This is a genomic window from Ectobacillus sp. (genome assembly GCF_056992975.1).
Genome location: NZ_JBXKMX010000039.1, coordinates 1 through 20,619 on the forward strand (window position 1 = coordinate 1; position 20,619 = coordinate 20,619).

At 36.9% G+C, this 20,619-nt stretch carries 20 protein-coding genes, 1 pseudogene and 1 riboswitch; of the genes and pseudogenes, 18 read left to right on the forward strand and 3 right to left on the reverse strand.

Features of this window, described 5'->3' with window-relative positions:
- The 3 genes and pseudogenes from AC11ZT_RS01555 to tnpB form a co-directional block, all read left to right on the forward strand.
- Positions 1-440 (forward strand): annotated as a pseudogene (locus AC11ZT_RS01555) (threonine dehydratase); the annotation flags it as partial.
- A 35-nt stretch (positions 441-475) separates the two neighbouring features.
- Positions 476-688 (forward strand): hypothetical protein, encoded by a 213-nt coding sequence (locus AC11ZT_RS01560; protein WP_484057920.1) that lies wholly within the window; start codon positions 476-478, stop codon positions 686-688.
- Positions 689-1,000: 312 nt separating this feature from the next.
- Positions 1,001-2,176 carry an IS200/IS605 family element RNA-guided endonuclease TnpB gene (tnpB, locus tag AC11ZT_RS01565; RefSeq protein ID WP_484057921.1) on the forward strand — a complete coding sequence of 392 codons (1,176 nt, stop codon included), beginning with the start codon at positions 1,001-1,003 and terminating at the stop codon, positions 2,174-2,176.
- 80 nt (positions 2,177-2,256) lie between these two features.
- Here the strand turns inward: tnpB and AC11ZT_RS01570 are convergent, their stop codons facing one another.
- Entirely contained in the window at positions 2,257-3,582 is a 1,326-nt protein-coding gene (locus AC11ZT_RS01570) for an ArsB/NhaD family transporter (protein ID WP_484057922.1), read from the reverse strand.
- A 205-nt stretch (positions 3,583-3,787) separates the two neighbouring features.
- On the opposite strand from AC11ZT_RS01570, the gene AC11ZT_RS01575 reads away from it, so the two are divergent.
- The 4 genes from AC11ZT_RS01575 to AC11ZT_RS01590 all read left to right on the forward strand — a co-directional run bounded on the left by AC11ZT_RS01575 (position 3,788) and on the right by AC11ZT_RS01590 (position 8,473).
- A complete protein-coding gene (locus tag AC11ZT_RS01575) occupies positions 3,788-4,135 on the forward strand; it encodes a YojF family protein (protein WP_484057923.1) in 348 nt (115 codons plus the stop codon).
- 12 nt (positions 4,136-4,147) lie between these two features.
- A complete protein-coding gene (gene bshB2, locus AC11ZT_RS01580) occupies positions 4,148-4,807 on the forward strand; it encodes a bacillithiol biosynthesis deacetylase BshB2 (RefSeq protein ID WP_484057924.1) in 660 nt (219 codons plus the stop codon).
- 716 nt (positions 4,808-5,523) lie between these two features.
- Complete coding sequence (locus tag AC11ZT_RS01585) at positions 5,524-6,099, forward strand: hypothetical protein (protein ID WP_484057925.1); 576 nt, start codon at positions 5,524-5,526, stop codon at positions 6,097-6,099.
- Between the two features lie 148 nt (positions 6,100-6,247).
- The gene (locus AC11ZT_RS01590) at positions 6,248-8,473 is read left to right on the forward strand and encodes an EAL domain-containing protein (protein WP_484057926.1); all 2,226 of its coding nucleotides are present in this window, start codon (positions 6,248-6,250) and stop codon (positions 8,471-8,473) included.
- Positions 8,474-8,522: 49 nt separating this feature from the next.
- On the opposite strand, the gene ybaK is transcribed toward AC11ZT_RS01590, so the two are convergent.
- Positions 8,523-9,008, reverse strand: a complete 486-nt coding sequence (ybaK, locus tag AC11ZT_RS01595) for a Cys-tRNA(Pro) deacylase (protein ID WP_484057927.1) — start codon at positions 9,006-9,008, stop codon at positions 8,523-8,525.
- 162 nt (positions 9,009-9,170) lie between these two features.
- Positions 9,171-9,356: riboswitch (cobalamin riboswitch) on the forward strand.
- 137 nt (positions 9,357-9,493) lie between these two features.
- Here ybaK and AC11ZT_RS01600 point away from each other — a divergent pair.
- Genes AC11ZT_RS01600 through AC11ZT_RS01625 form a run of 6 tightly spaced genes read left to right on the forward strand, consistent with a single transcriptional unit; the run spans position 9,494 to position 15,305 of the window.
- Positions 9,494-11,146 carry a DUF4430 domain-containing protein gene (locus tag AC11ZT_RS01600; protein WP_484057928.1) on the forward strand — a complete coding sequence of 551 codons (1,653 nt, stop codon included), beginning with the start codon at positions 9,494-9,496 and terminating at the stop codon, positions 11,144-11,146.
- Between the two features lie 53 nt (positions 11,147-11,199).
- The gene (locus tag AC11ZT_RS01605; protein WP_484057929.1) at positions 11,200-11,889 is read left to right on the forward strand and encodes a DUF4430 domain-containing protein; all 690 of its coding nucleotides are present in this window, start codon (positions 11,200-11,202) and stop codon (positions 11,887-11,889) included.
- On the forward strand, positions 11,886-12,767 hold the full coding sequence (locus tag AC11ZT_RS01610) for an energy-coupling factor transporter transmembrane component T (protein WP_484057938.1): 882 nt from the start codon (positions 11,886-11,888) through the stop codon (positions 12,765-12,767). Before AC11ZT_RS01605 ends, AC11ZT_RS01610 begins: the two co-directional genes overlap by 4 nt.
- Entirely contained in the window at positions 12,731-14,383 is a 1,653-nt protein-coding gene (locus AC11ZT_RS01615) for an ABC transporter ATP-binding protein (protein ID WP_484057930.1), read from the forward strand. The genes AC11ZT_RS01610 and AC11ZT_RS01615 overlap by 37 nt, the downstream gene beginning before the upstream one ends.
- A 41-nt stretch (positions 14,384-14,424) precedes the next feature.
- Entirely contained in the window at positions 14,425-15,063 is a 639-nt protein-coding gene (locus AC11ZT_RS01620; protein WP_484057939.1) for an ECF transporter S component, read from the forward strand.
- Entirely contained in the window at positions 15,060-15,305 is a 246-nt protein-coding gene (locus AC11ZT_RS01625; protein ID WP_484057931.1) for a DUF2164 domain-containing protein, read from the forward strand. Before AC11ZT_RS01620 ends, AC11ZT_RS01625 begins: the two co-directional genes overlap by 4 nt.
- A 528-nt stretch (positions 15,306-15,833) precedes the next feature.
- Here AC11ZT_RS01625 and AC11ZT_RS01630 read toward each other — a convergent pair.
- On the reverse strand, positions 15,834-16,025 hold the full coding sequence (locus tag AC11ZT_RS01630) for a hypothetical protein (protein WP_484057932.1): 192 nt from the start codon (positions 16,023-16,025) through the stop codon (positions 15,834-15,836).
- A 175-nt stretch (positions 16,026-16,200) separates the two neighbouring features.
- Between AC11ZT_RS01630 and phaZ the strand changes: the two genes are divergently transcribed.
- The 5 genes from phaZ to AC11ZT_RS01655 form a co-directional block, all read left to right on the forward strand.
- Positions 16,201-17,094 carry an intracellular short-chain-length polyhydroxyalkanoate depolymerase gene (gene phaZ / locus AC11ZT_RS01635; protein ID WP_484057933.1) on the forward strand — a complete coding sequence of 298 codons (894 nt, stop codon included), beginning with the start codon at positions 16,201-16,203 and terminating at the stop codon, positions 17,092-17,094.
- 126 nt (positions 17,095-17,220) lie between these two features.
- Positions 17,221-17,412 carry a DUF378 domain-containing protein gene (locus AC11ZT_RS01640; protein ID WP_484057934.1) on the forward strand — a complete coding sequence of 64 codons (192 nt, stop codon included), beginning with the start codon at positions 17,221-17,223 and terminating at the stop codon, positions 17,410-17,412.
- 498 nt (positions 17,413-17,910) lie between these two features.
- Positions 17,911-18,987 (forward strand): 3-phosphoserine/phosphohydroxythreonine transaminase, encoded by a 1,077-nt coding sequence (gene serC, locus AC11ZT_RS01645; protein WP_484057935.1) that lies wholly within the window; start codon positions 17,911-17,913, stop codon positions 18,985-18,987.
- A gap of 14 nt (positions 18,988-19,001) precedes the next feature.
- Entirely contained in the window at positions 19,002-20,177 is a 1,176-nt protein-coding gene (locus AC11ZT_RS01650) for a phosphoglycerate dehydrogenase (protein WP_484057936.1), read from the forward strand.
- A gap of 142 nt (positions 20,178-20,319) precedes the next feature.
- The coding region (locus AC11ZT_RS01655) for a methyltransferase domain-containing protein (protein WP_484057937.1) at positions 20,320-20,619 on the forward strand (300 nt) is incomplete at its 3' end.

The window sequence follows — 20,619 nt, forward strand, 5'->3', positions numbered from 1 at the left end:
TAGATTTGTATAATCAAAATGCAATTGTGGCCGAGCCTGCTGGTGCTCTTCCAGTTGCAGCTTTAGATTTTTACCGGGAGCAAATCCGTGGTAAAAATGTTGTTTGCGTCATTAGCGGAGGAAATAATGATATAGACCGGATGCAGGAAATGAAAGAGCGTTCTCTTCTATATGAAGGATTGAAACACTATTTTATTATCAATTTTCCGCAGCGTCCACGTGCACTTCGTGAGTTTTTAGATAATGTTCTGGGACCTAACGATGATATTACACGTTTTGAGTACACGAAAAAGAGCAACAAAGATAATGGACCTGCACTTGTTGGAATTGAACTTCATTCGAAGGAAGATTTCGAACCGCTCATTCGTCGTATGGAAGAGCAAGGCGTCCGATATATGGAATTTACGCAAAACCCAACACTTTTTAGTTTATTAATTTAGTTTGTAAGCAGAGGAAAAAGATAGGAGCGCGCCCTATGTCTGAGGAAAAAGGCTTAGTTGAAACGGAAGTAAAGGAATTAAAGGAGACAATAGTGAAACTAGAGGAAACTGTAAATCTCCTTCAAAAGGAAATTTGGGAAATGCGATATGAAAAACAAAAATTCCAATGGTCTCCTGCTTTACTGAAGCAAATCTTTGGATTTATATTAGGGGCAATTGTGTTAATCGGAATCTTTTGGAAAAAATGAGCTTACGGCTTTTGTCGCAAGCTTGTTTTTTTATCATTATAGGCAAGAAAACTCCCACCTCAAGGAATGGGAAGGGCGTAGCCCAATGAGTAGGAGGGGGATGAATCACCTTCGGACAAGAGATGACTTACTGCCATCTGAATTGTTCGACCGTTCGAGAGTGCTACCTGCTTGATTTTCCCCTGTGATCCTATGAGTTGCAACTACTACTAGACTTTCTTTTGAAAAATGAACTAAACGAGAACGTATGTTTGCTTTCTTCCTTTGTTCATGGTAAAATAAGAGTAGTAATAAATAGGGAGGTGGAAACGTATGGTAGTGAACAAAGCCTATAAGTTTCGTATCTATCCAAATCAGAAACAAATGGAGTTGATCCATAAAACAATAGGTTGTGCCAGGTTTGTATTCAATTTCTTTCTTGGAAAACAAAAAGAAAAAGATGCTTATTGGAACATCGTTGAAGAAATGAAGCAGAAGGGTCAACTTTCATCTAATAATTGGAAGGGTAAATACTTTAATAAATACGACACAGTTACATTACTTCCTGAATTAAAGAAACAGTATCCTTTTTTGAAAGAAGTAGATAGCATTGCTTTGCAAAAATCTGTTGAAAATCTAAGTGATTCCTATCATCGCTATTATAAAAAAAAGAATAAGCAACCACGGTTTAAATCAAAAAAGAACCCCCTCCAGTCTTACACCACAAAGTATACAAATGGAAATATAGCTGTACTAGATCACCACATCAAATTGCCTAAACTTGGACTCGTTCGCTTTGCGAAAAGTCGCGAAGTTCAGGGCCGAATTATAAGTGTAACGATTAGACGGAATCCTACGGGTAAATATTTTGTTTCTTTCGCAACGGAAACGGAAATAGTAGCATTACCGAAAACAAATTCGTCTGTAGGAGTAGACGTTGGATTAAAAGATTTTGCGATTCTCTCAAACGGGAAAATCTATTCGAATCCGAAGTTTTTCCGCAGCTTAGAGAGCAAGTTGGCCCAAGCACAGCGCATTATGAGTAGACGAACAATAGGAGGTTCCAATTGGTATAAAGCGAAAATCAAAGTAGCACGCATTCATGAAAAGATTGCAAATGCACGAAAAGATTACTTAGATAAAATCTCCACCGAGATTGTCAAAAGCCACGACATAATCGGTATGGAAGATTTGTCGGTATCTAACATGTTAAAGAATCACAATCTTTCTAAAGCCATCAGCGAAGTGTCTTGGTCACAATTCAAAAGGATGCTGGAGTACAAAGCGAAATGGTACGGAAAAAAAGTAGTGACCGTAGCAAAAAAATTTCCTTCTAGTCAACTCTGTTCGGGTTGTGGCTATAAAAATAAAGACGTTAAAAATCTGGGATTACGTGAATGGGAATGCCCAGCGTGCCATACCCATCACCAAAGAGATGTTAATGCAGGTATCAATCTTAAAAAGGAAGCGATAAGACTTCTAACCGTTGGAATGACGGGGATAGCCTAATCCAAAACTGGTGGATACACTGGTGTTCTTAGGAATCTCCCACTTCAAACAACCCGGAAGGGTGTTAAGTGGTGAGTAGTTCAAAGGAAATAGCGGATATACAAGTATACATTAGATAGTAAGAGTGCCACGATTGTAAGCGGCAGCCCAATTTTTAAATAGTCTATAAAGCCAAAGGGATGTCCTTCACGGTTTGCTATGCCAGCTACTACTACATTTGCGGATGCACCGATGATAGTTCCGTTTCCTCCTAGACAAGCACCAAGAGAAAGAGCCCACCATAATACTTCCATTTGCGGTGAATCAGGTTGCAGGCCAAGTCCAACTGCAAAGTTTTGAATGAGCGGAATCATAGTTGCCACAAATGGAATATTATCAATGATTGCTGATGCCATCCCTGATCCCCACAGTATAAATGTTGCGGCAGTGCTTATATTCCCACCTGTCATAGTAATCATCTTTTGCGCGAGCATGCTCACGAGGCCAATATCAACGAGTCCGCCAACGAGAATAAATAAACCAGCAAAGAAGAAAATAGTTGTCCATTCGATTTGGGAAAGAATATCTTCAACTTCATGTTGTTTTAAAGCAATAGCCATTAAAATAGTAGCTCCTAAAAGCGCAATAATAGCTGCATCAACATGAATAGTGCTATGCAGGATAAACCCAATAATGGTTCCGCCGAGGACAGTTAGAGATTGAATGAGTAGCTTACGGTCCTTAATATAATCACGTTCCTGTAATGACATCAGTTTTTCAATTAGATGGTCAGAAGTGCGAATGCTTCGATAATAAATGATGTAAAGTAATACAAGGCTTACAAGTCCTATTACGATGATGATTGGGGTTAGGTTAAATAGAAAAGAATTAAAATCTAAGTGTTTGTTAGCTGATCCAATCATAATATTGGGCGGATCGCCAATTAATGTCGCGGTACCACCGATATTTGAAAATAAGATTTCTGAAATAAAAAAAGGCATGGGACTAATTTCCAGGATTCGCGTAACAGAAAGAGTAACCGGAACGATAAGTAGCACCGTTGTCACATTATCTAAAAATGCAGAGCCTACAGCAGTTAGTAAAGATAAAATGATTAAAATCCAAATGGGTTGTCCTTTTGCTTTTTTTGCTGCGTAAATGGAAAGAAATTCGAACACACCCGATTTACTCGTAATATTAACAAGTATCATCATGCCAAGTAAAAGTGTGATGGTTTCCCATTGAATATGGGTTGTAAATGCCACCTTCGTTTCTACAATCCCAAAGACAATCATGAGCGACCCGCCCAAAAGAGCAATAACTGCTCGGTTCATCTTCTCCAAAATAAGAATAGCATATGTAAGTAAAAAAATTGCAATGGCACTGTAATATTGTATATTGCTAATATGGCTGCTTGCCTGTTCCATTGAATGCACCGTCCTCTAGTATATAAAAATCAAACCATACCATTCATTTCATTGTAGCAAATTCTAGTTTATAAGAAAATGCTAATAAAATTTCAATTACCGTAATAGTAGTACGAATATATTGCCTAAAGACGGAAAATATGTAAAGCTAGTATAATGAAAGAAATAGAATTGTCTAGATTCACGGTGAAGGAGGGTTTGAAAAGTGGAGCGTATTTTAGATAAGAACGTGTTGCAAAAAGAGATTGAATCGTTCGCAAATAGAGACGTGTATCTTCATTTAGAAACTACGAACGGAGCATACGCCACGCATGTAAATGAAAAAACAATGACAGTAGGTGTATTCATTCGAAATACCCGCATCCAGTTTGAAAGAGGATCGATTGCAGGTGAAGATCCGTACCGAGTTGGGTTGAAGATGGAGCAGGGCTGGGTATATGCTCAAGGGTTGACTCATTGGGAGAAAGACGAAAAAGGAAGACTTCTTCTTGCTGGTCATAATGAGAAAGGGCAGCTTGCGGTAGCGTTTGAGCTAAGTAAAACACCGTTTTAAGGAGGTAGAACAATGGAAAGACATATATTAGTTTCACTCCCCCATCCAGATGATGAAGCATTTGGTGCAGGAGGCACGATTTCACAGTTTGCAAAATTGGGAGTTCCGGTAACCTATGCATGTGGAACATTAGGACAAATGGGGCGTAATATGGGAGTGCAAGTGTTTGCAAACCGAGAAACAATGCCAGAAATTCGAAAGAAGGAATTACAAGAGGCATGCTTGCATATGGGAATTCAAGATCTTCGTATGCTTGGCTTCCATGACAAGATGCTAGAATTCGAGGATGTAGAATTCGTAGCGGATAAAATTGAAGAAGTAATTCGCGAAGTTCAGCCATCCCTTGTTATTACGTTTTATCCAGGACATGGCGTTCATCCTGACCATGATGCATATGGACGTGCCACGGTAACAGCAGTTGCACGGTTACCAAAGGAAATGCGTCCTACGATATATGCGATGGCTATTACAAAAAATCGTGTGGAAGCGTTAGGTGAACCCGACATTACCAATGATATACAAGATGTCTTTGAGAACAAACTGGCTGCACTTCACGCTCACCGTTCACAGACAGAGGCAATGCTCGAAGAAATTGATAAAAAAATAAAAGAGAAGGATTCAAAAACTCTGAATTGGTTACGATTTGAAAAGTTTTGGATCTATTCTGTATAGAAAAAAGCCGGGGGTGATGTGACCCTATAAAGTTGGACTCGTATATCCTACTTAGGGGGACATCAGTTTCGGCTTTTTTGTTCTAGCCAATATAATGTTGAATTGTCCCGTGAACTTCAAGGATGATAACCTCATAACGATTTCTTAGGAGTTTCATTCACCAAGCCCTCCCCTTATGATAATAACCTTTTTTTCGTGCAAAACCTCCTTATATATTTGAAGAACTCTGACTAAACTAATAACGAAAGAACAATCCTTTTTAGGGTAGGAGGATGGAACTACCCTTTTGTAATACAAAAAAGTGTAAAATTTACAAAAATAAAAAAATGTAAAAACACATTTTGTAAGAAAAAATGGTTTTTATATAAGAGTAATGAAATGGTTTTTTTAATTGTTTTTGATATAATATGAAGTAATGATTTTTTTAATTGTTATTTTAAAAGCACTAAAAAATGAAATAGGGAGCAATTGGATTATTAAACGTTTTTGTTCATCACCCGATACTTAGAAGTAGAACTGACTATTAAAATGAAACCATAGTAAATAAAATATTTTTAAGATTGCGATGATCAAAACGATTCTACGTTTTTTACTCCTTGAATAATAAAAAATTTGCACAATCGTAATATATCGGAATATTAGTTTACAAAAAATGAAAAATGTAAATATACATTATTGTGTTTTTGTTAAAAATATTCTACGATGGAGTGAGAATAATGGAAATGTCTTTAGCTGTATACTATAAAATGCAAGATTTAATGAACAACGCTTTACGTGTTAAAGACGTTACATTGCTTGAAATACAAACACAATTTGTTCTCATGAATACAATACTTGCGATTCCTGTATGGTTTTCTCAAACAGTTTTATTTGCAAGGGTTACAGGTTTGAAGATGAAGGAAAGTCCTTCTTTTCTGTTCTCAGAAACTAATGTTCGCATGGTGAGAAAATTATTAGATACATTAAAAGATGGCATGCGAGTAAATCATGATTTTGCTCACTTTAAGTTGGATTTTGATTTGTGGTTTTTTGAAATAACAGCTAGCGGTAGGATCGATTATGTATATGATAAGACGCAAATTGTCTCGGCAGATCACGCATCTCGAATTCTTCAAGTGAGCAAGCCTACTATTTATAATTATATAAATAGGGGTATGGAGTATGTCGAGGTAAATGGAAATAAGAAAATTCCATTGTACGTTTTACAATTATGGTCAGAATCGGGACTAACTCTTAAACTGCAACAATTGGCTCAGCAAAAAAAAGATAGAATACAATCAATTAAGTATTAGTTAGAATACAATGCAGTAGATAAATTACAGATTTATTGTTTTCTTTATTACTTCTGTATTATTCATCATGAACTCGTCCTTACCTAGTAAACAACAAATACATATCTTTCGTACAACTATATAATAAGCATATAAGGAGAATTTCGTTATGCTGAACATAGTGCAAAAATTGAATGGGGCCAAATTCATAGATTTAATTGAGAACTATTCAAACCAAACCTTATCATCGATTATTATTACAGATCCGAATCAAATGGATAACCCAATTGTATATGTAAATGAATATTTTACGTTACATACAGGATATAGACTAGAAGAAGTGTTAGGTAAAAATTGCCGTTTTATGAATGGTGCTTTAACCAATAAAGATGATTTGAATAAAGTTAAGGAAGCTATTCAAAATAAGCAGTCGATTCATATAGAACTTATGAATTATAAGAAAACGGGAGAACACTTCTGGAATACTATTTATATAAGTCCTATATTTGATGTTGATGGTAACCTGATCTATTTTATTAGCATACAGCAAGATGTTACATCTTATAAACAATCTGAGCATATGTTAATGGCTTTAAATAAAACGTTGCAAACCATTTATGAGGGAAAAAATCTTCAAGTTGTTTTGACAAATATATGCGAATTAGTAGAGAAAACGTTTAACTATGATGCAAAATGTTCCATATTACTAGTTGATAAACAGCAAACCCATTTACATGTCGGAGCGGCGCCTAGCTTACCTGCAGATTACGTGGAAAAAATGAAAAAAGTAGTAATTGGACCTAATGAGGGATCATGTGGGACGGCTGCTTATAATAAAAAGCAGATTTTAGTTGATGATATTCAAACGAATCCATTGTGGGATAAGTACCGGATTTATGCTGAAAAGTATAATCTTCGTGCTTGTTGGTCTTTTCCTATTTTTAATCGGAATAAAAGTGAAGTACTTGGTACGTTTGCTATTTATTTTCATTACACGAGAAAGCCGGAGTCATTTGATTTAGAATTGATTGAAAAGGCGATTCAAGTGGCAACCATTGCGATAGAGTATATCACTTCTCATAAGCGAATTACTAAATTAGCATATTTTGACACGGTAACAGGCTTTATGAATCAGAATTTATTATTTCAAACCATGGATGATATGTTACGACCATCAGAAAGAAAAATACAGAAAAGCGCTGTTCTTTTCCTTGATTTAGCTCGGTTTAAGTTAATCGTTGATAAGTATGGACACGCTGTTGCAGAGTCAGTCATCCAAAAGTTTGCAAAACGATTGGAACTAGCATTAGGGGATACGATTCCTATACAAATTGCACGATACGCTGCTGATGAGTTTGTTTTTCTATTTTCTTTTGAGGAAAAATCAAAGGTAGAGCAGATTGCAAAGGCTGTATTAGAGGTCGCGAAACAGCCAATTATCCATAATGATGATGAACTATATTTAGCCCCGTCAATTGGAATAAGTCTTTATCCTTCAGATGCATCTAATTCGGATAGCTTAATTCAATATGCTGATATAGCAATGAGAAGAGCAAAGCAACAGGGAATTCATCTTTATGAATTTTTTGCTGAGCAAATGGAATTAGATAATAATAATGACTTAGGATTATTAAACGATTTACATAAAGCTCTTGAAAATGAAGAATTTATTTTGCACTATCAGCCTCAAGTCGATAGTAAATCAAGGAAAATTATTGGAGTGGAATGTTTAGTTCGTTGGAATCACAATAAGCAAGGTCTTATTCCTCCTAATAGGTTTATCCCGTTGTTAGAGGAAACCGGTCTCATTTTTGCAATGGATGAATATATTTTACGCAAGGCTTGTATACAAAATAAAAAATGGCAAGATGAAGGTCTTTCGAAAATACCTATGTCAATCAATGTGTCCAGCAAACAGTTTTTACATAAAAATTTTGTGGAAACAGTAGATAATATTATACGAGAAACGGAAATTGAACCACAATATATAACAATTGAAATTACCGAAAATATCGCCTTAAATCATAATGAATATGTGAGCCAAGTCATTCGTGAATTAAAAGAAACGGGTGTCTCCGTTGCTATTGATGACTTTGGCACTGGATATTCCTCCCTTAGTTATTTACAAGACTATAATGTTGATATTTTAAAAATCGATCGATCGTTTACATGGCGCATTGGTAATAATAGCAATAGTGAAAATATAACAGAAGCGATTATATTTATTGCTAAAAAGCTTGGGCTTGCAATTATTGTAGAAGGAGTAGAAACGGACGAGCAATTAGAATTTTTAAATTTTCATGAATGCTGGAATATTCAAGGCTTTTTATTCGGAAAACCTATGGACGAAGAACAATTTTCAAAACAATTGCAGTTACAAAATGTTAAGTTATAAAATAATGTACCTAGAAAACACAATGGGGATGGTAGAAAAAAGATGCAGGTTATTCTGCATCTTTTTCTGTAATCGCACATAGTGTTGCGTTTGTTACTTTAACTAAATCCTTACCGTTTATAAATATTTGTAATCCGCGTTTACCTGCGCTAATGCTAATAGGATTTAAAGCTTCTGCTGTTTGATCAATGTAGAGAGGATAATTTTTCTTTACCCCTAACGGAGATACCCCGCCCCGAATATAGCCAGTAAGTGCTTGAATTTCTTTTACGTGAACCATTTCAACTTTCTTATTCCCACTTGCTGCAGCCAAGGATTTTAATCTTAACTCTGTATGAGAAGGGATACAAGCCATTACAATACCTGTTTTATCCCCGCGTACAACAAGCGTTTTAAATACTTGTTCAAGCGGAAGACCCACCTGCTCCGCCGCATGCTGTGCATTTAAATGTTCTTCGTCCCAATCGTACTCATGAAGACTATAGGGAATATGATTTCGATCTAGAATTCGACTAGCAATTGTTTTATTAGCCAACGGATTCAACTCCTTTCTTATATTAGTATACAAAAAAATTATAGAGTAGAAAGAGAGGAATGAAAGTTTATTTCATTTACTATGATTTAAATGATTCTTTCAAAATATTACAATTATTATCGACAAAGAAGGGGATTTGTAGTAAGCTTATTTAGAATTTTAAAACTTACTAATACTATTGGTACATAATGCAACTACATTATGTTTAAAAGGGAAGTCGGTGAAAATCCGACACGGTCCCGCCACTGTAAGTGCAGAGATTACGTGCAAGATGCCACTGGTTGTCGGGAAGGCGCACGTTGTTGATGACGCACAAGTCAGGAGACCTGCCGGTAGAAATAACACAACACCAAGATCCTACGAGGAATAGGAAGTTTTGTGTAGACGGATTTTATCATGAAAGTTGATGAACGGATACGCGCGCCCCTCTCTCGTAGAGGGGTGCTTTTTGCGTAGATTTAAGGTAGGGGGGGAGATTAAGAAAGATGATTAAAAAGAAGTTATCATTGTTTGTCTTGGCTGTATTATTAGTAGTTCTTTCATTCGCTAATGGAGGTACATTAGCCTATGCCGACACCAATCAAGCAACGCTTATTGTTGTAGGGGATTCGCAAAAACAGGTCATTCTTTGTCCGAAAGTAGTAAACTTAGATGCTAATGAAACTGCCTATGATATGTTGAAGAAAGAATTGGGTGATAAAGTTGCTTCTTCTTCATATGCTGGTAAGCCATATGTCACAGGTATTGACGGACTAAAAGAGTATGATGATGGTCCGCAAAGCGGTTGGATGTATGAAATTAATGGCAAGTCTGCCGATGTTGGCGCATCCGATTACATAGTGAAAAATAATGATGTTATCGCTTACCGCTACACGCTTAACTGGGGAACAGATTTACTAGCACAGACTGTAAATGATAGCATAAAAGGATACGGCGCTTGCACAACATCACCGACATCACCAACATCACCACAAACGCCTGTACAAGCAACACAAAGTCCCGCTCAAACATCAACTGTAGAGGTTGATGCTGCATTGAAAAAGGCAATTGATTTTACGTTAACCAATGGAATTCAGTCGGATTGGCAAGCTATCGCACTTACTCGTGCAATGGATACAGTTGCAAGTGATATAAAAAGTAGTTATTTACAAAAATTAGTAGATCGAGTGCAAAACAGCGGCCGATTACAAGGAACCTATTTAGCTAGTACAATACTAGCTGTAAATGCGGTGGGTGGAGATGCTACCAATGTATCAGGTCAAAACTTAATTTCAAAGCTATATAACGATCCCAAAGTAGATAATATCTATGCATATACGTATGCATTGCTTGCGCTAGATAGCAAGGATTATAGTATTCCAAGCGATGCTATGTGGACCCGTGAAAAATTAATTGCTGCTATTCTAAAAGCACAAACTTCTCCTGGTAAATGGACGGAAGATCCGGATCCAGATACTAATGCAATGGTATTAATGGCATTAGCAGCGCATCAGGATAATCCAGATGTGGCAACCGCTACAAAACAAACTGTAGCTTATTTAAAAGGAATTCAATTACTTAATGGTGGATTCGAATCTTATGGTACAGCAAATTCAAATAGTGTATCAGTAGTTGTAACCGCACTATCCATGATGGGAATCGATCCAACTGGAAAAGACTTTACAAAAAATAGCTCAGCTATTCAAAACCTATTATCGTTTCAACTTGATAATGGCGGATTTAAATGGATTGCTGGTGATGATTTCAATAATAGTATGGCATTTGATCAAGCCTTCTATGCACTTGTGCAATATAAGTACTTCGTGGATGGAAAAGGATCTATTTTTCATTGGACGAATACTCAGCCAACTGATAGTAAGCAAGATAATCCGGTAACTGCACCTGTTTCTGAGCAACCTAAAACAGACTTACAGGTTCAGCAAGAACAAAAGCAAGTACAGCAACAAGACCAAGTACAGCAACAAGACCAAGTAAACAGTGCATCAACTGAGCAACAAACAAATCCACCTCAGACTAAAGAACAAAAAAAGCAACTACCTGATACTGGATTAATTGGAACAGATTTTTGGACGTCCATTGCAGCTGGCCTATTATTTATTGGCGCAGCAATGATCGCCTTGCGAAATAAAGTAATGTAATTGGATGGGTAGGGGCAGTCTTGCTCCTACTCTTTTTGAAAGGATGTGGAATCATGAAATATGTAAAATTATTACTAATAAGCTGCTTTTCGGCCGTATTGCTAGCTAGCTGCAGTACACAAGCAAAAAACAGTCAGCAAGTGTCTAAACCAACACAGCAAGCTAATGCAGGGCAAACACAAGAGCAACCAAAACAAGATACACAACAAGATACGAATAAACAACAAGAAGAACAGAAGAAGGAGACGACAGATCAACAGGGAGAATCTCCGTCCACACAATCTTCTTCGAATCAGCAAAATAACGCTAATAGTTCAGTTGCAGCGCCTACTGCAAAGGCATCTTCTGAATCAAGTCAATCCCAATCACAACAAGCGTCATCATCGGCTTCAGCTTCACCTGCACCTGCACCCCCTCAAAAAAACCTTGCTACACTTTCGATTCGTTCTGATATTGGAATGATTTTGGGTACAACAGAAGTAGAAGTACAAGGCAGTGATACTGTATTTACTGTCTTATCACGTACAGTAAAAAGTAAGGGGATACAAATGGAATCAGAAGGAGTTGGGCCTTCTGCTTATGTAATGGGAATTAATAATTTGTATGAGAAAGACCGCGGTCCACGAAGTGGTTGGATGTACCGTGTGAACGGCGTATACTTAAATGTAAGTGCCGGGGCAGCATCCGTGAAAAATGGGGATAAAATTGAATGGGTATATACGACGAACGGAGAAAAACCGTGAAGTCTGCATTTGCTTCCGTACATCCAATTGTTTCTTTTTTGTATTATGTAGGTGCTATCATCTTATGTATGACAATGCTACACCCTATTTTTTTACTATCTGCTATTATTCTACTATTGGTGTTGCTATATATGCATGGAAGCAACCAGCCATTAAAAAAGTTACTGCTTGCATCACTTAGTTTGACATTGTTTATTGCAGTTTTAAATCCGTTATTAACTCACCGCGGGAGTACGATGTTATTTTATATTTTTGACAACCCTGTTACGCTGGAAGCTATCGTATATGGCATAACGATGGCTCTTTCGTTTTTTTCGATTGCACTTTCCTTTGCATCGTATCAAACGATCATTACGAGTCATAAATTCTTATATGTGTTTTCACGATTTTCTCCCAAAATTGCCTTACTTACAATGATTTCAATTCGGTTTGTGCCCTTATTTATTCGACGTTTATTGCAGATAAAACTCGTTCAAATGACAAAGGGGATTCAAACGGAGAACGGAACATTAAAAAAAAGAGCTAGTAATGGAATGAAGCTCCTGTCAGTTTTACTTGTTTGTTCCTTAGAAGAAGCACTTCAAACTGCTGATTCCATGCAGGCTAGAGGATTTGGTACAACAAAACGAAGCACGTATATTCGCTATCAGTTTGAGATTCGGGATCGACTCGTTCTTCTAGCACTTCTTGTTTTTTTTAGTAGCTGCATGGTAGCACTTAATAGCGGCCAGGGGGTACTCCATGTGTATCCAAGGCTACATAATATGTTTCAAATGGATTGGATGGCATATGCATCGTTTCTATTATATATAAGCGTACCGATAGTGGTGGAAGGAAGGGAATGGATTTGGTGGCACACACACAACTACAGGAAGTAACATTTACATATAGCAATGAAAAAGATCCTGCGCTATCTGCCGTTTCATTGTCAATAGATGAAGGACAATTTGTTGTGCTTGCGGGACGGTCAGGTTCTGGAAAAACAACTTTACTTCATCATTTAAAAAAAGAGCTTCAGCCAATTGGTACCCGCACAGGTGAAGTGTTATACAACGGAAAGCCACTTCTTACGTTACCCTCTGTCTCAAGCGCCCAAGAAATAGGTATTGTGTTTCAAAATCCTGAGAATCAAATTGTGATGGATACGGTTGTTCAGGAGCTTGCTTTTTCATTAGAAAATCTAGGATATGAATCAGCCGTTATTCAAAAAAGAATTGCAGAACTGATTAGTTTTCTTGGATTTCAAGATATACTGCACTCGTCTGTACATACACTTTCAGGTGGACAAAAGCAAATTGTAAATTTAGCTGCTGTGCTCATTTTACAGCCTAAGCTACTTTTATTAGATGAACCGACTGCACAACTTGATCCAATTGCAGCAAAGGATTTTTTAACACTTTTAAAGCGTATTCATGAAGAACTGGGCATTACAATTGTCATGAGTGAACACCGTTTAGATGAAGTATTATCTCTTGCTGATCGTCTTGTCTTTATGGATGATAGTCATATTGTATATGATGGTCACCCAAGTGAGGTTGTGAAGCAACTTTGGAATCATAATGATTTTCGCTGTTATATACCGCAAATTCCACGTCTCTTTTTGGAATGGGGGGCAGAATTTCCTCCTTTTACCGTTCGAGATGGGAAGAAAATACTTCCGAAGTTTCACAATGATACTTGTGCTCAAATAGACAAATCAGAGGACCATGTGCTTCTAGAAGCAAAGCATGTTACGTTTCAATATGAAAAAAATAGTGCAATGATATTACAAAATGTTTCATTTCAAATTCATACAGGAGATTGGGTGGGATTAGTCGGAAAAAATGGTACGGGGAAATCTACTTTTCTACAGGTATTGGCAGGTTTGGTTGCAGTAAGACGAGGGAAAGTATTATGGAATGGGACTTCCATTCAAAAGTTAGATGTAACGCGCCGCTATGAAGAAATTGGATATGTATCACAACATCCCTACTATCATTTCACATTTGATACTGTCTGGGAAGAACTCCTAAATCGTGCTAGGGATTGTAAATATGAGAGTCCAGAAGATGTAGTCGAAGACATGTTACAACAATTTTCAATAACGTCTACGAAAAGCCGGCATCCTCACGATTGTAGTGGAGGGGAGCAGCAACTTGTTGCTATTTGTCTAGCACTGCTAGCAAAGCCATCAATACTTGTGCTTGATGAACCTACAAAAGGTCTCGATCCAGAAAAGAAGGAAGAGCTAGGAAATATTCTTACAAGTCTTAGGAAGAATGGAACCACTATTATGATGGCAACACATGATTTAGCCTTTGCTGCTAAGTATGTAACTCGGTGTGTCATGCTTTTTGACGGTCAGCTTATTATGGAAGAAACACCGCAACGGTTTTTCAGCGAGAACTTCTTCTACACTACTTCGATTAATCGGTTAGTGCGCAAGCAAATGCCTTACGCTCTTACATGGGAGGATGTGATAGCATGCGAAAGTCAACTCTCCTTGCAATCCTAGTAGCATGCTCTTTCTTGCTAATCATTCTTGCATTTAACTCAATGAATGATCGGTATTATTTATGGATTAGCTTTTTATTCTTATTCATCATTATGTTGCCTTTCTACGTTCGATTTGAACGTAAGGCATTTGCATCTCGGGAGGTTGTCTTACTTTCAGTATTAGCGGCTATAGCTGCTGTAAGTCGTGTGCCATTTAGTATGTTGCCAAGTGTTCAGCCTACGTCTTTCGTTATAATCGTTTCAGCCATCGTTTTTGGTGGAGAATCCGGATTTTTAATTGGAGCCACAGCTGCTATTGTATCCAATCTGTTTTTAGGACAAGGACCGTGGACGCCTTGGCAAATGGTTTGCTGGGGATTAATGGGGCTCTTTGCGGGACTCCTACGTAATACATTTCTTATGAAGAAAGTATGGGGACGTATAATCTACGGTGGTATAGCTGGCTTTGTTTTCGGTTGGATCATGAATATTTGGGTTCTTCTCGGCTTTACTGATAGCGTAACCTGGTCTACTGTCGTTGGAATTTATATATCTAGTTTTTATTTTGATCTTGCTCATGCGCTCTCCAACATATTTTTTCTCGGCCTATTTAGTACGCAATGGATTAAAATCTTGACGAGATTTAAAGGTAAATATGGTATGCTACAAGAAATGCCTGAAAAGGAGAAAAGCATATGATTGAAAAGATGCCAAAAGATGAAAGACAGCAGATGGTGAGGGATTTACAAAACTATTTTCAAGATAAGAAATGGTCAGAAATAGGAAATTTAGAAGCTGAGCAACTGCTATCTTTTATCATGGATGATGTTTCTCCTTATATTTATAACGCCGCTCTTCAAGATGCTAGAAAGCTAATTATCGAGCGTATGGAGAATGTTGAAGAAGATTTATACACACTTGAGAAACCGACAAGTAAATAAATATATGGTAGTGACCGAAATGATTTGCTAAAGCAATGCGTTTCGGTTTTTTGTTTAAACTTTGCTCGAGTCGTGAGACAGGAAAGACGGGAACGGATGTTATGTATCATGAAGGTGCCTGCTATGACAGAGCACTTCATTTAAAGGGCCATACGTACTCCGAGAGGGCATTTAAACGTGATGGTGGTAACAAAGCTTGAAAATGGTTCATCTTACGATCTGGTGTAAGTGGTTTACCGCAAACGTTGTAGCACTCATTGTTTTGGAGAGTATCGTACCGAACGCCGATGAAAGTTGTGCCGTGATATTATTTTTCCTAGAGCAGGGACGATAGGGGTGGTAGTTAGAGGATATCATGTACTTCAATCAATTATGAATTTTTCGCAAGTCCTTCTAGAATAATTGCAAAGTTCCTACGAATAAAGAGATGAGACGAATAATAGATTTTACATATGACAATTTAATTTTTTCTGACGAAATAAGCACCTATTTAGGTGCTTATTTCAGTATTACGATTAGGAATGAAAGTTACTCTTGGGAAAGTGCTTGTTCTACGCTCGTACATTGCGTAATAGCGCCCTGCACCGCCTGTAAAGATGATTGGATTTGTTGGCGATTATTAGCCTTTTCTACCGTTTGTAGTGCATCTTGCAGGCATGATGCTGCCTGATTTAATGCTTGACAGGAATCTTGCACGTAACTTCTAGCATTTTTCTGCATACGAAATCCCTCCTTTTCTAATGTTCCATTTTAGTATGGGTAGATGGGAGAATTCTATTACAAGAAAATAATCTCTGGTATCCATTTTGGTATAGTTTTATTTTATGAATTTTGAAACTTTAACCATTTTATGGTATTTTATACATGTAACCATTCTTAAAAAGGGGGAAATAGAATGGAGCTAAAGTCTGGTGTTCAATCTGTTTTATTACCGAATGGAGAAACGATTGCTTATCGTCAAGCTGGATCTGGAGAGAAGGTCCTTGTGCTCATTCACGGTAATATGACGTCTTCTAAGCATTGGGATGTGGTAATGGACAACTTGCAATTTTCTTATAGGATGTATGCGATTGATCTAAGAGGATTCGGTTTCTCAACGTACAATAAGTCAATTGAGTCGCTTCGTGATTTTTCTGAGGATCTCTTTTTATTTGTTAATCAAGTAGGTCTCACTTCCTTTTCACTCGTGGGTTGGTCAACTGGTGGAGGAGTATCGATGCAGTTTGCAAGTAATCATCCTGAATATGTGGAGCAGTTAATCTTAGTGGAATCTGTTGGTATTAAGGGGTACCCCATATTTCAAAAAGATGAGAAAGGTCAGCCAATCCCGTTTACATATCTTTCTTCAAAAGAGGATATTGCAAAGGATCCGATCCAGGTTCTTCCTGCACTGCAAGCACTTGAAAAAAGGGATAAAGATTACTACAGAATGGTTTGGAACCTACTTATTTATACACATAATCAGCCAACCCCAGAAAAATATGAGGAATATTTAGATGATATGCTGACGCAGCGTAACCTTGTTGATGTGGATTATGCACTGGTCACGTTTAATATATCGGATGAAAGCAACGGAGTAACAAATGGGACTGGCGAAGTACATCAAATTGTAGCACCTACTCTAGTACTGCAAGGGGATCGTGATTATGTTGTACCAAAAGAGATGGCAGATGGAATAGCAAATGCAATTCCACAAGCTAAATTTGTTCTTCTTCCTGATTGCGGACATTCCCCACTTGTTGATTGCTTAGATGAACTTGTGCAACATATAAAAGCGTTTGTAAAGTAGAAGGTAAGAAAATTTTTTTTGATAAAATTAATAAATATTTATAGCGGATAGAGATTACAGGAGCATCGGCGGCATATGATAACAATGTAAGGGCTTACAAGACAAGATTCAACTGGAGGTGACATCATGAAATTTCTCACTTATCTCACTGGTTTTCTTGTTTTCATAGGTGCATTGAACTGGTTATTTGTTGCATGGCAATTTAATGTAGTTGAAAAATTATTCGGTTCCTTTCCTACATTAGTAACGACAATTTATTGGCTCGTTGGTCTTTCAGCTATCTATCAATTGTTCGTCTATTTTTCTAAGCGCAACTAGCAATTATAAGCTTAATTTTTATTAATACAGAGCGAGAAGGAGATGATTTGTAATCTCCTTCTTTCTTTTTGGAAATATGCTTTCTATATTAAACGAAAGATTGTTGAAAGTGTTGAATTTGCTTCCTATGATGGAAGTCATGTTCAATCACTTGTTTAATATAATCCGAATAACCCTCCTCGTATATAGTTTTTGAACTCGTAAGGTAATGAGGATCAAGAATTGAACATGTGTCAATTTAGTTAAATTAAATTGTTATGCCCTATATTCCTTCTTTATCTTTTATTGGTTTTTAACAGCTAATTTATGCAAATTATAGAGGTTATAATAGTAATTATGTTAAAATCTGTTACAAATTGTATTACGATTGATAACGGTTCCAAGACGTTTTAGTAAAATAGTGATGAAGACGTTGACCAACCTATGTATCTTGAGTTATAATTCAGAAAGTTTAAATTTTATAAATTATTGTTCTGATAAAAAAGGGGAGAGAACAGGATGGAGAGAGTGTTCAATTTTTCTGCAGGACCTTCTATGCTGCCATTGCCGGTTTTAGAGAAGGCACAGGCGGAACTAATTACATACAAGGATACAGGAATGTCAGTGATGGAAATGAGCCATCGTTCTGCAGCGTTTGAAGACATTATTACGAGTGCAGAAAAGCTTTTGCGTGAATTAATGAACATACCAGAAAATTATAAAGTGCTGTTTTTACAAGGTGGAGGATCGACACAATTTGCGATGGTGCCTCTCAACTTATTTAAGAACAAAAAAGCAGATTATATTATTACTGGATCTTGGTCAAAAAAGGCATTCTCTGAAGCAAAAAAATATGGCGATGTTTCTATTATTGCATCATCAGAGGAAAGTAATTTTACGTATATTCCTGAAGTTACTGCTGATATGATCCATAAAGATGCAGATTACGTTCACATTACAACGAACAATACAATTGAAGGAACAACATTCCCATATATTCCAGAAACGGGAGATATACCGTTAGTAGCTGATATGTCATCTAATATTTTATCTGTCCCATATGATATTTCCAAGTTTGGAATTATCTATGCTGGAGCTCAAAAAAATATTGCGCCGGCTGGTGTAACAGTAGTTATTATTCGTGAAGATTTACTTGGGAATGCTTCTGATATTTGCCCAACAATGCTTGATTACAATATTCATGCAAAGAATAATTCACTTTATAATACACCTCCTGCTTACAGCATTTATATTGCAAAGCTAGTATTTGAATGGATAAAAGAATTAGGTGGCGTACCTGCAATAGCAGAATTAAATCGTAAAAAGGCAAAAATTCTATATGATTTCTTAGAAGAATCGAAGCTATTTACTTCACCTGTCTCACCTGAAAGTCGTTCTATTATGAATATTCCATTTGTAACTCCTTCTAAAGAGCTCGATGCAGCATTTATAAAAGGAGCAACTGAACGTGGTCTTCAAACGTTGAAAGGACACCGCTCAGTAGGTGGAATGCGCGCAAGTATTTACAATGCAATGCCGATTGAAGGCGTAGAAAAGCTTGTTGAATATATGAAAGAATTTGAAGCAAACCATTGATAGGGGGAACCACTTTGTTTACGATTCAAACACTAAATAACATTGCAAAAATTGGTATTGATCAGTTACCAACAGACAATTATTCCATTTCTAATGAAGTAGAAGCACCAGATGCTGTACTTGTTCGTAGCTTTAATATGCATGAATTAGAACTATCAAGTAATTTAAAAGCAATTGCTAGAGCTGGAGCAGGTGTTAACAATATACCTGTAGAAAAATGTACGGAAAAGGGTATCGTTGTATTCAATACACCAGGGGCAAATGCAAATGCGGTAAAAGAATTAATACTTGGCTTCTTGTTAGCATCTTCCCGGAATATAATTGAAGGTGTGGCTTGGGCAAAGACATTGAAAGGCCAAGATGGAATTTCTAAGTTAGTCGAAGCGGGTAAAAAGAAGTTTGTTGGAACTGAAATTAAAGGGAAACGTCTAGGAATTATTGGACTAGGCGCCATCGGTGGTTTGGTTGCAAATGACGCACTTGCGCTAGATATGGAAGTAATGGGATTTGATCCTTATGTATCGGTTGAAACTGCTTGGAGACTTTCTCGTCAAGTACAACGTGCTACAAATATAGAACAAATCTTCGCCACTTGTGATTATATTACCATTCATGTACCATTACTAGATTCTACTAAAGGAATGTTAGATGAAAATGCCTTTAAAGCGATGAAAAAGGGTGTTCGTATCTTTAACTTCTCACGTGGTGAATTAGTGAATGAAGATGCATTAGAAAATGCGATTCAAGAAGGTATTGTAGCAAAATATATAACAGACTTTCCAAATGACCGCGTGTTAGGAATGGATAATGTTATTCCTGTTCCTCACTTAGGTGCGTCTACGGTTGAATCTGAAGAAAACTGTGCTATTATGGCAGCTCGTGAATTGAAGGATTATTTAGAAACAGGTAATATCCGAAATTCCGTTAACTATCCAAATGCAGTATTACCATATGTAGGAAAAAGACGTATTACAGTATTGCACCAAAATGTTCCGAACATGGTTGGTCGTATATCCGCAGCGTTGGCTGAGCATAATATAAACATTGCAGACATGGTTAATCGAAGCAAAGGAACATATGCGTATACAATTATTGATATCGATAATGCTTTAGATAGCAATATTAAAGCTGGTATAGCAGATAAAATACAAACTATTCCTGGCGTTGCAGCAGTTCGTATTATTAAATAAACTGCCTGTTTCATAGAATGCTGGAAGAAGTAGAAAGACCGTTATGTGAAATATGTATAACGGTCTTTTTATGTATTGGTAGCTATTTCATAAAGTAAATGAAATGTATGATGCATTTCCATATAGATGTAGGAGGGGTAAAATGGTTATCAATCGTAACGAAATTATTGAAAAGTTTAATGAGATTTCAATGAATTATGATGAACAGAGAAGAAACTTAATCCCTTGCTTTGATGATTTTTATACGATACCTGTATCTATTGCAACAACCAAACAGGAAAGACCTTATATCCTAGACCTAGGAGCTGGCACTGGCTTGCTCTCAGCAATTTTTCTACAAAAATACCCACAGGCGCATCTTACACTAATTGATTTATCTGAAAAAATGCTTGATGTTGCGAAAGAAAGATTAAAGAATTATGAGGATATAACTTATATATGT

Bases quoted from the DNA above. Each gene is read 5' to 3' on its own strand.
- AC11ZT_RS01640 (WP_484057934.1), top strand. From the start codon at position 17,221: ATGAAATTTCTCACTTATCTCACTGGTTTTCTTGTTTTCATAGGTGCA.
- AC11ZT_RS01600 (WP_484057928.1), top strand. From the start codon at position 9,494: ATGATTAAAAAGAAGTTATCATTGTTTGTCTTGGCTGTATTATTAGTA.
- AC11ZT_RS01590 (WP_484057926.1), top strand. From the start codon at position 6,248: ATGCTGAACATAGTGCAAAAATTGAATGGGGCCAAATTCATAGATTTA.
- AC11ZT_RS01585 (WP_484057925.1), top strand. From the start codon at position 5,524: ATGGAAATGTCTTTAGCTGTATACTATAAAATGCAAGATTTAATGAAC.
- serC (WP_484057935.1), top strand. From the start codon at position 17,911: ATGGAGAGAGTGTTCAATTTTTCTGCAGGACCTTCTATGCTGCCATTG.
- AC11ZT_RS01570 (WP_484057922.1), bottom strand. From the start codon at position 3,582: ATGGAACAGGCAAGCAGCCATATTAGCAATATACAATATTACAGTGCC.
- AC11ZT_RS01560 (WP_484057920.1), top strand. From the start codon at position 476: ATGTCTGAGGAAAAAGGCTTAGTTGAAACGGAAGTAAAGGAATTAAAG.
- AC11ZT_RS01615 (WP_484057930.1), top strand. From the start codon at position 12,731: ATGGATTTGGTGGCACACACACAACTACAGGAAGTAACATTTACATAT.
- phaZ (WP_484057933.1), top strand. From the start codon at position 16,201: ATGGAGCTAAAGTCTGGTGTTCAATCTGTTTTATTACCGAATGGAGAA.
- AC11ZT_RS01605 (WP_484057929.1), top strand. From the start codon at position 11,200: ATGAAATATGTAAAATTATTACTAATAAGCTGCTTTTCGGCCGTATTG.
- bshB2 (WP_484057924.1), top strand. From the start codon at position 4,148: ATGGAAAGACATATATTAGTTTCACTCCCCCATCCAGATGATGAAGCA.
- AC11ZT_RS01620 (WP_484057939.1), top strand. From the start codon at position 14,425: ATGAATGATCGGTATTATTTATGGATTAGCTTTTTATTCTTATTCATC.
- AC11ZT_RS01625 (WP_484057931.1), top strand. From the start codon at position 15,060: ATGATTGAAAAGATGCCAAAAGATGAAAGACAGCAGATGGTGAGGGAT.
- tnpB (WP_484057921.1), top strand. From the start codon at position 1,001: ATGGTAGTGAACAAAGCCTATAAGTTTCGTATCTATCCAAATCAGAAA.
- AC11ZT_RS01630 (WP_484057932.1), bottom strand. From the start codon at position 16,025: ATGCAGAAAAATGCTAGAAGTTACGTGCAAGATTCCTGTCAAGCATTA.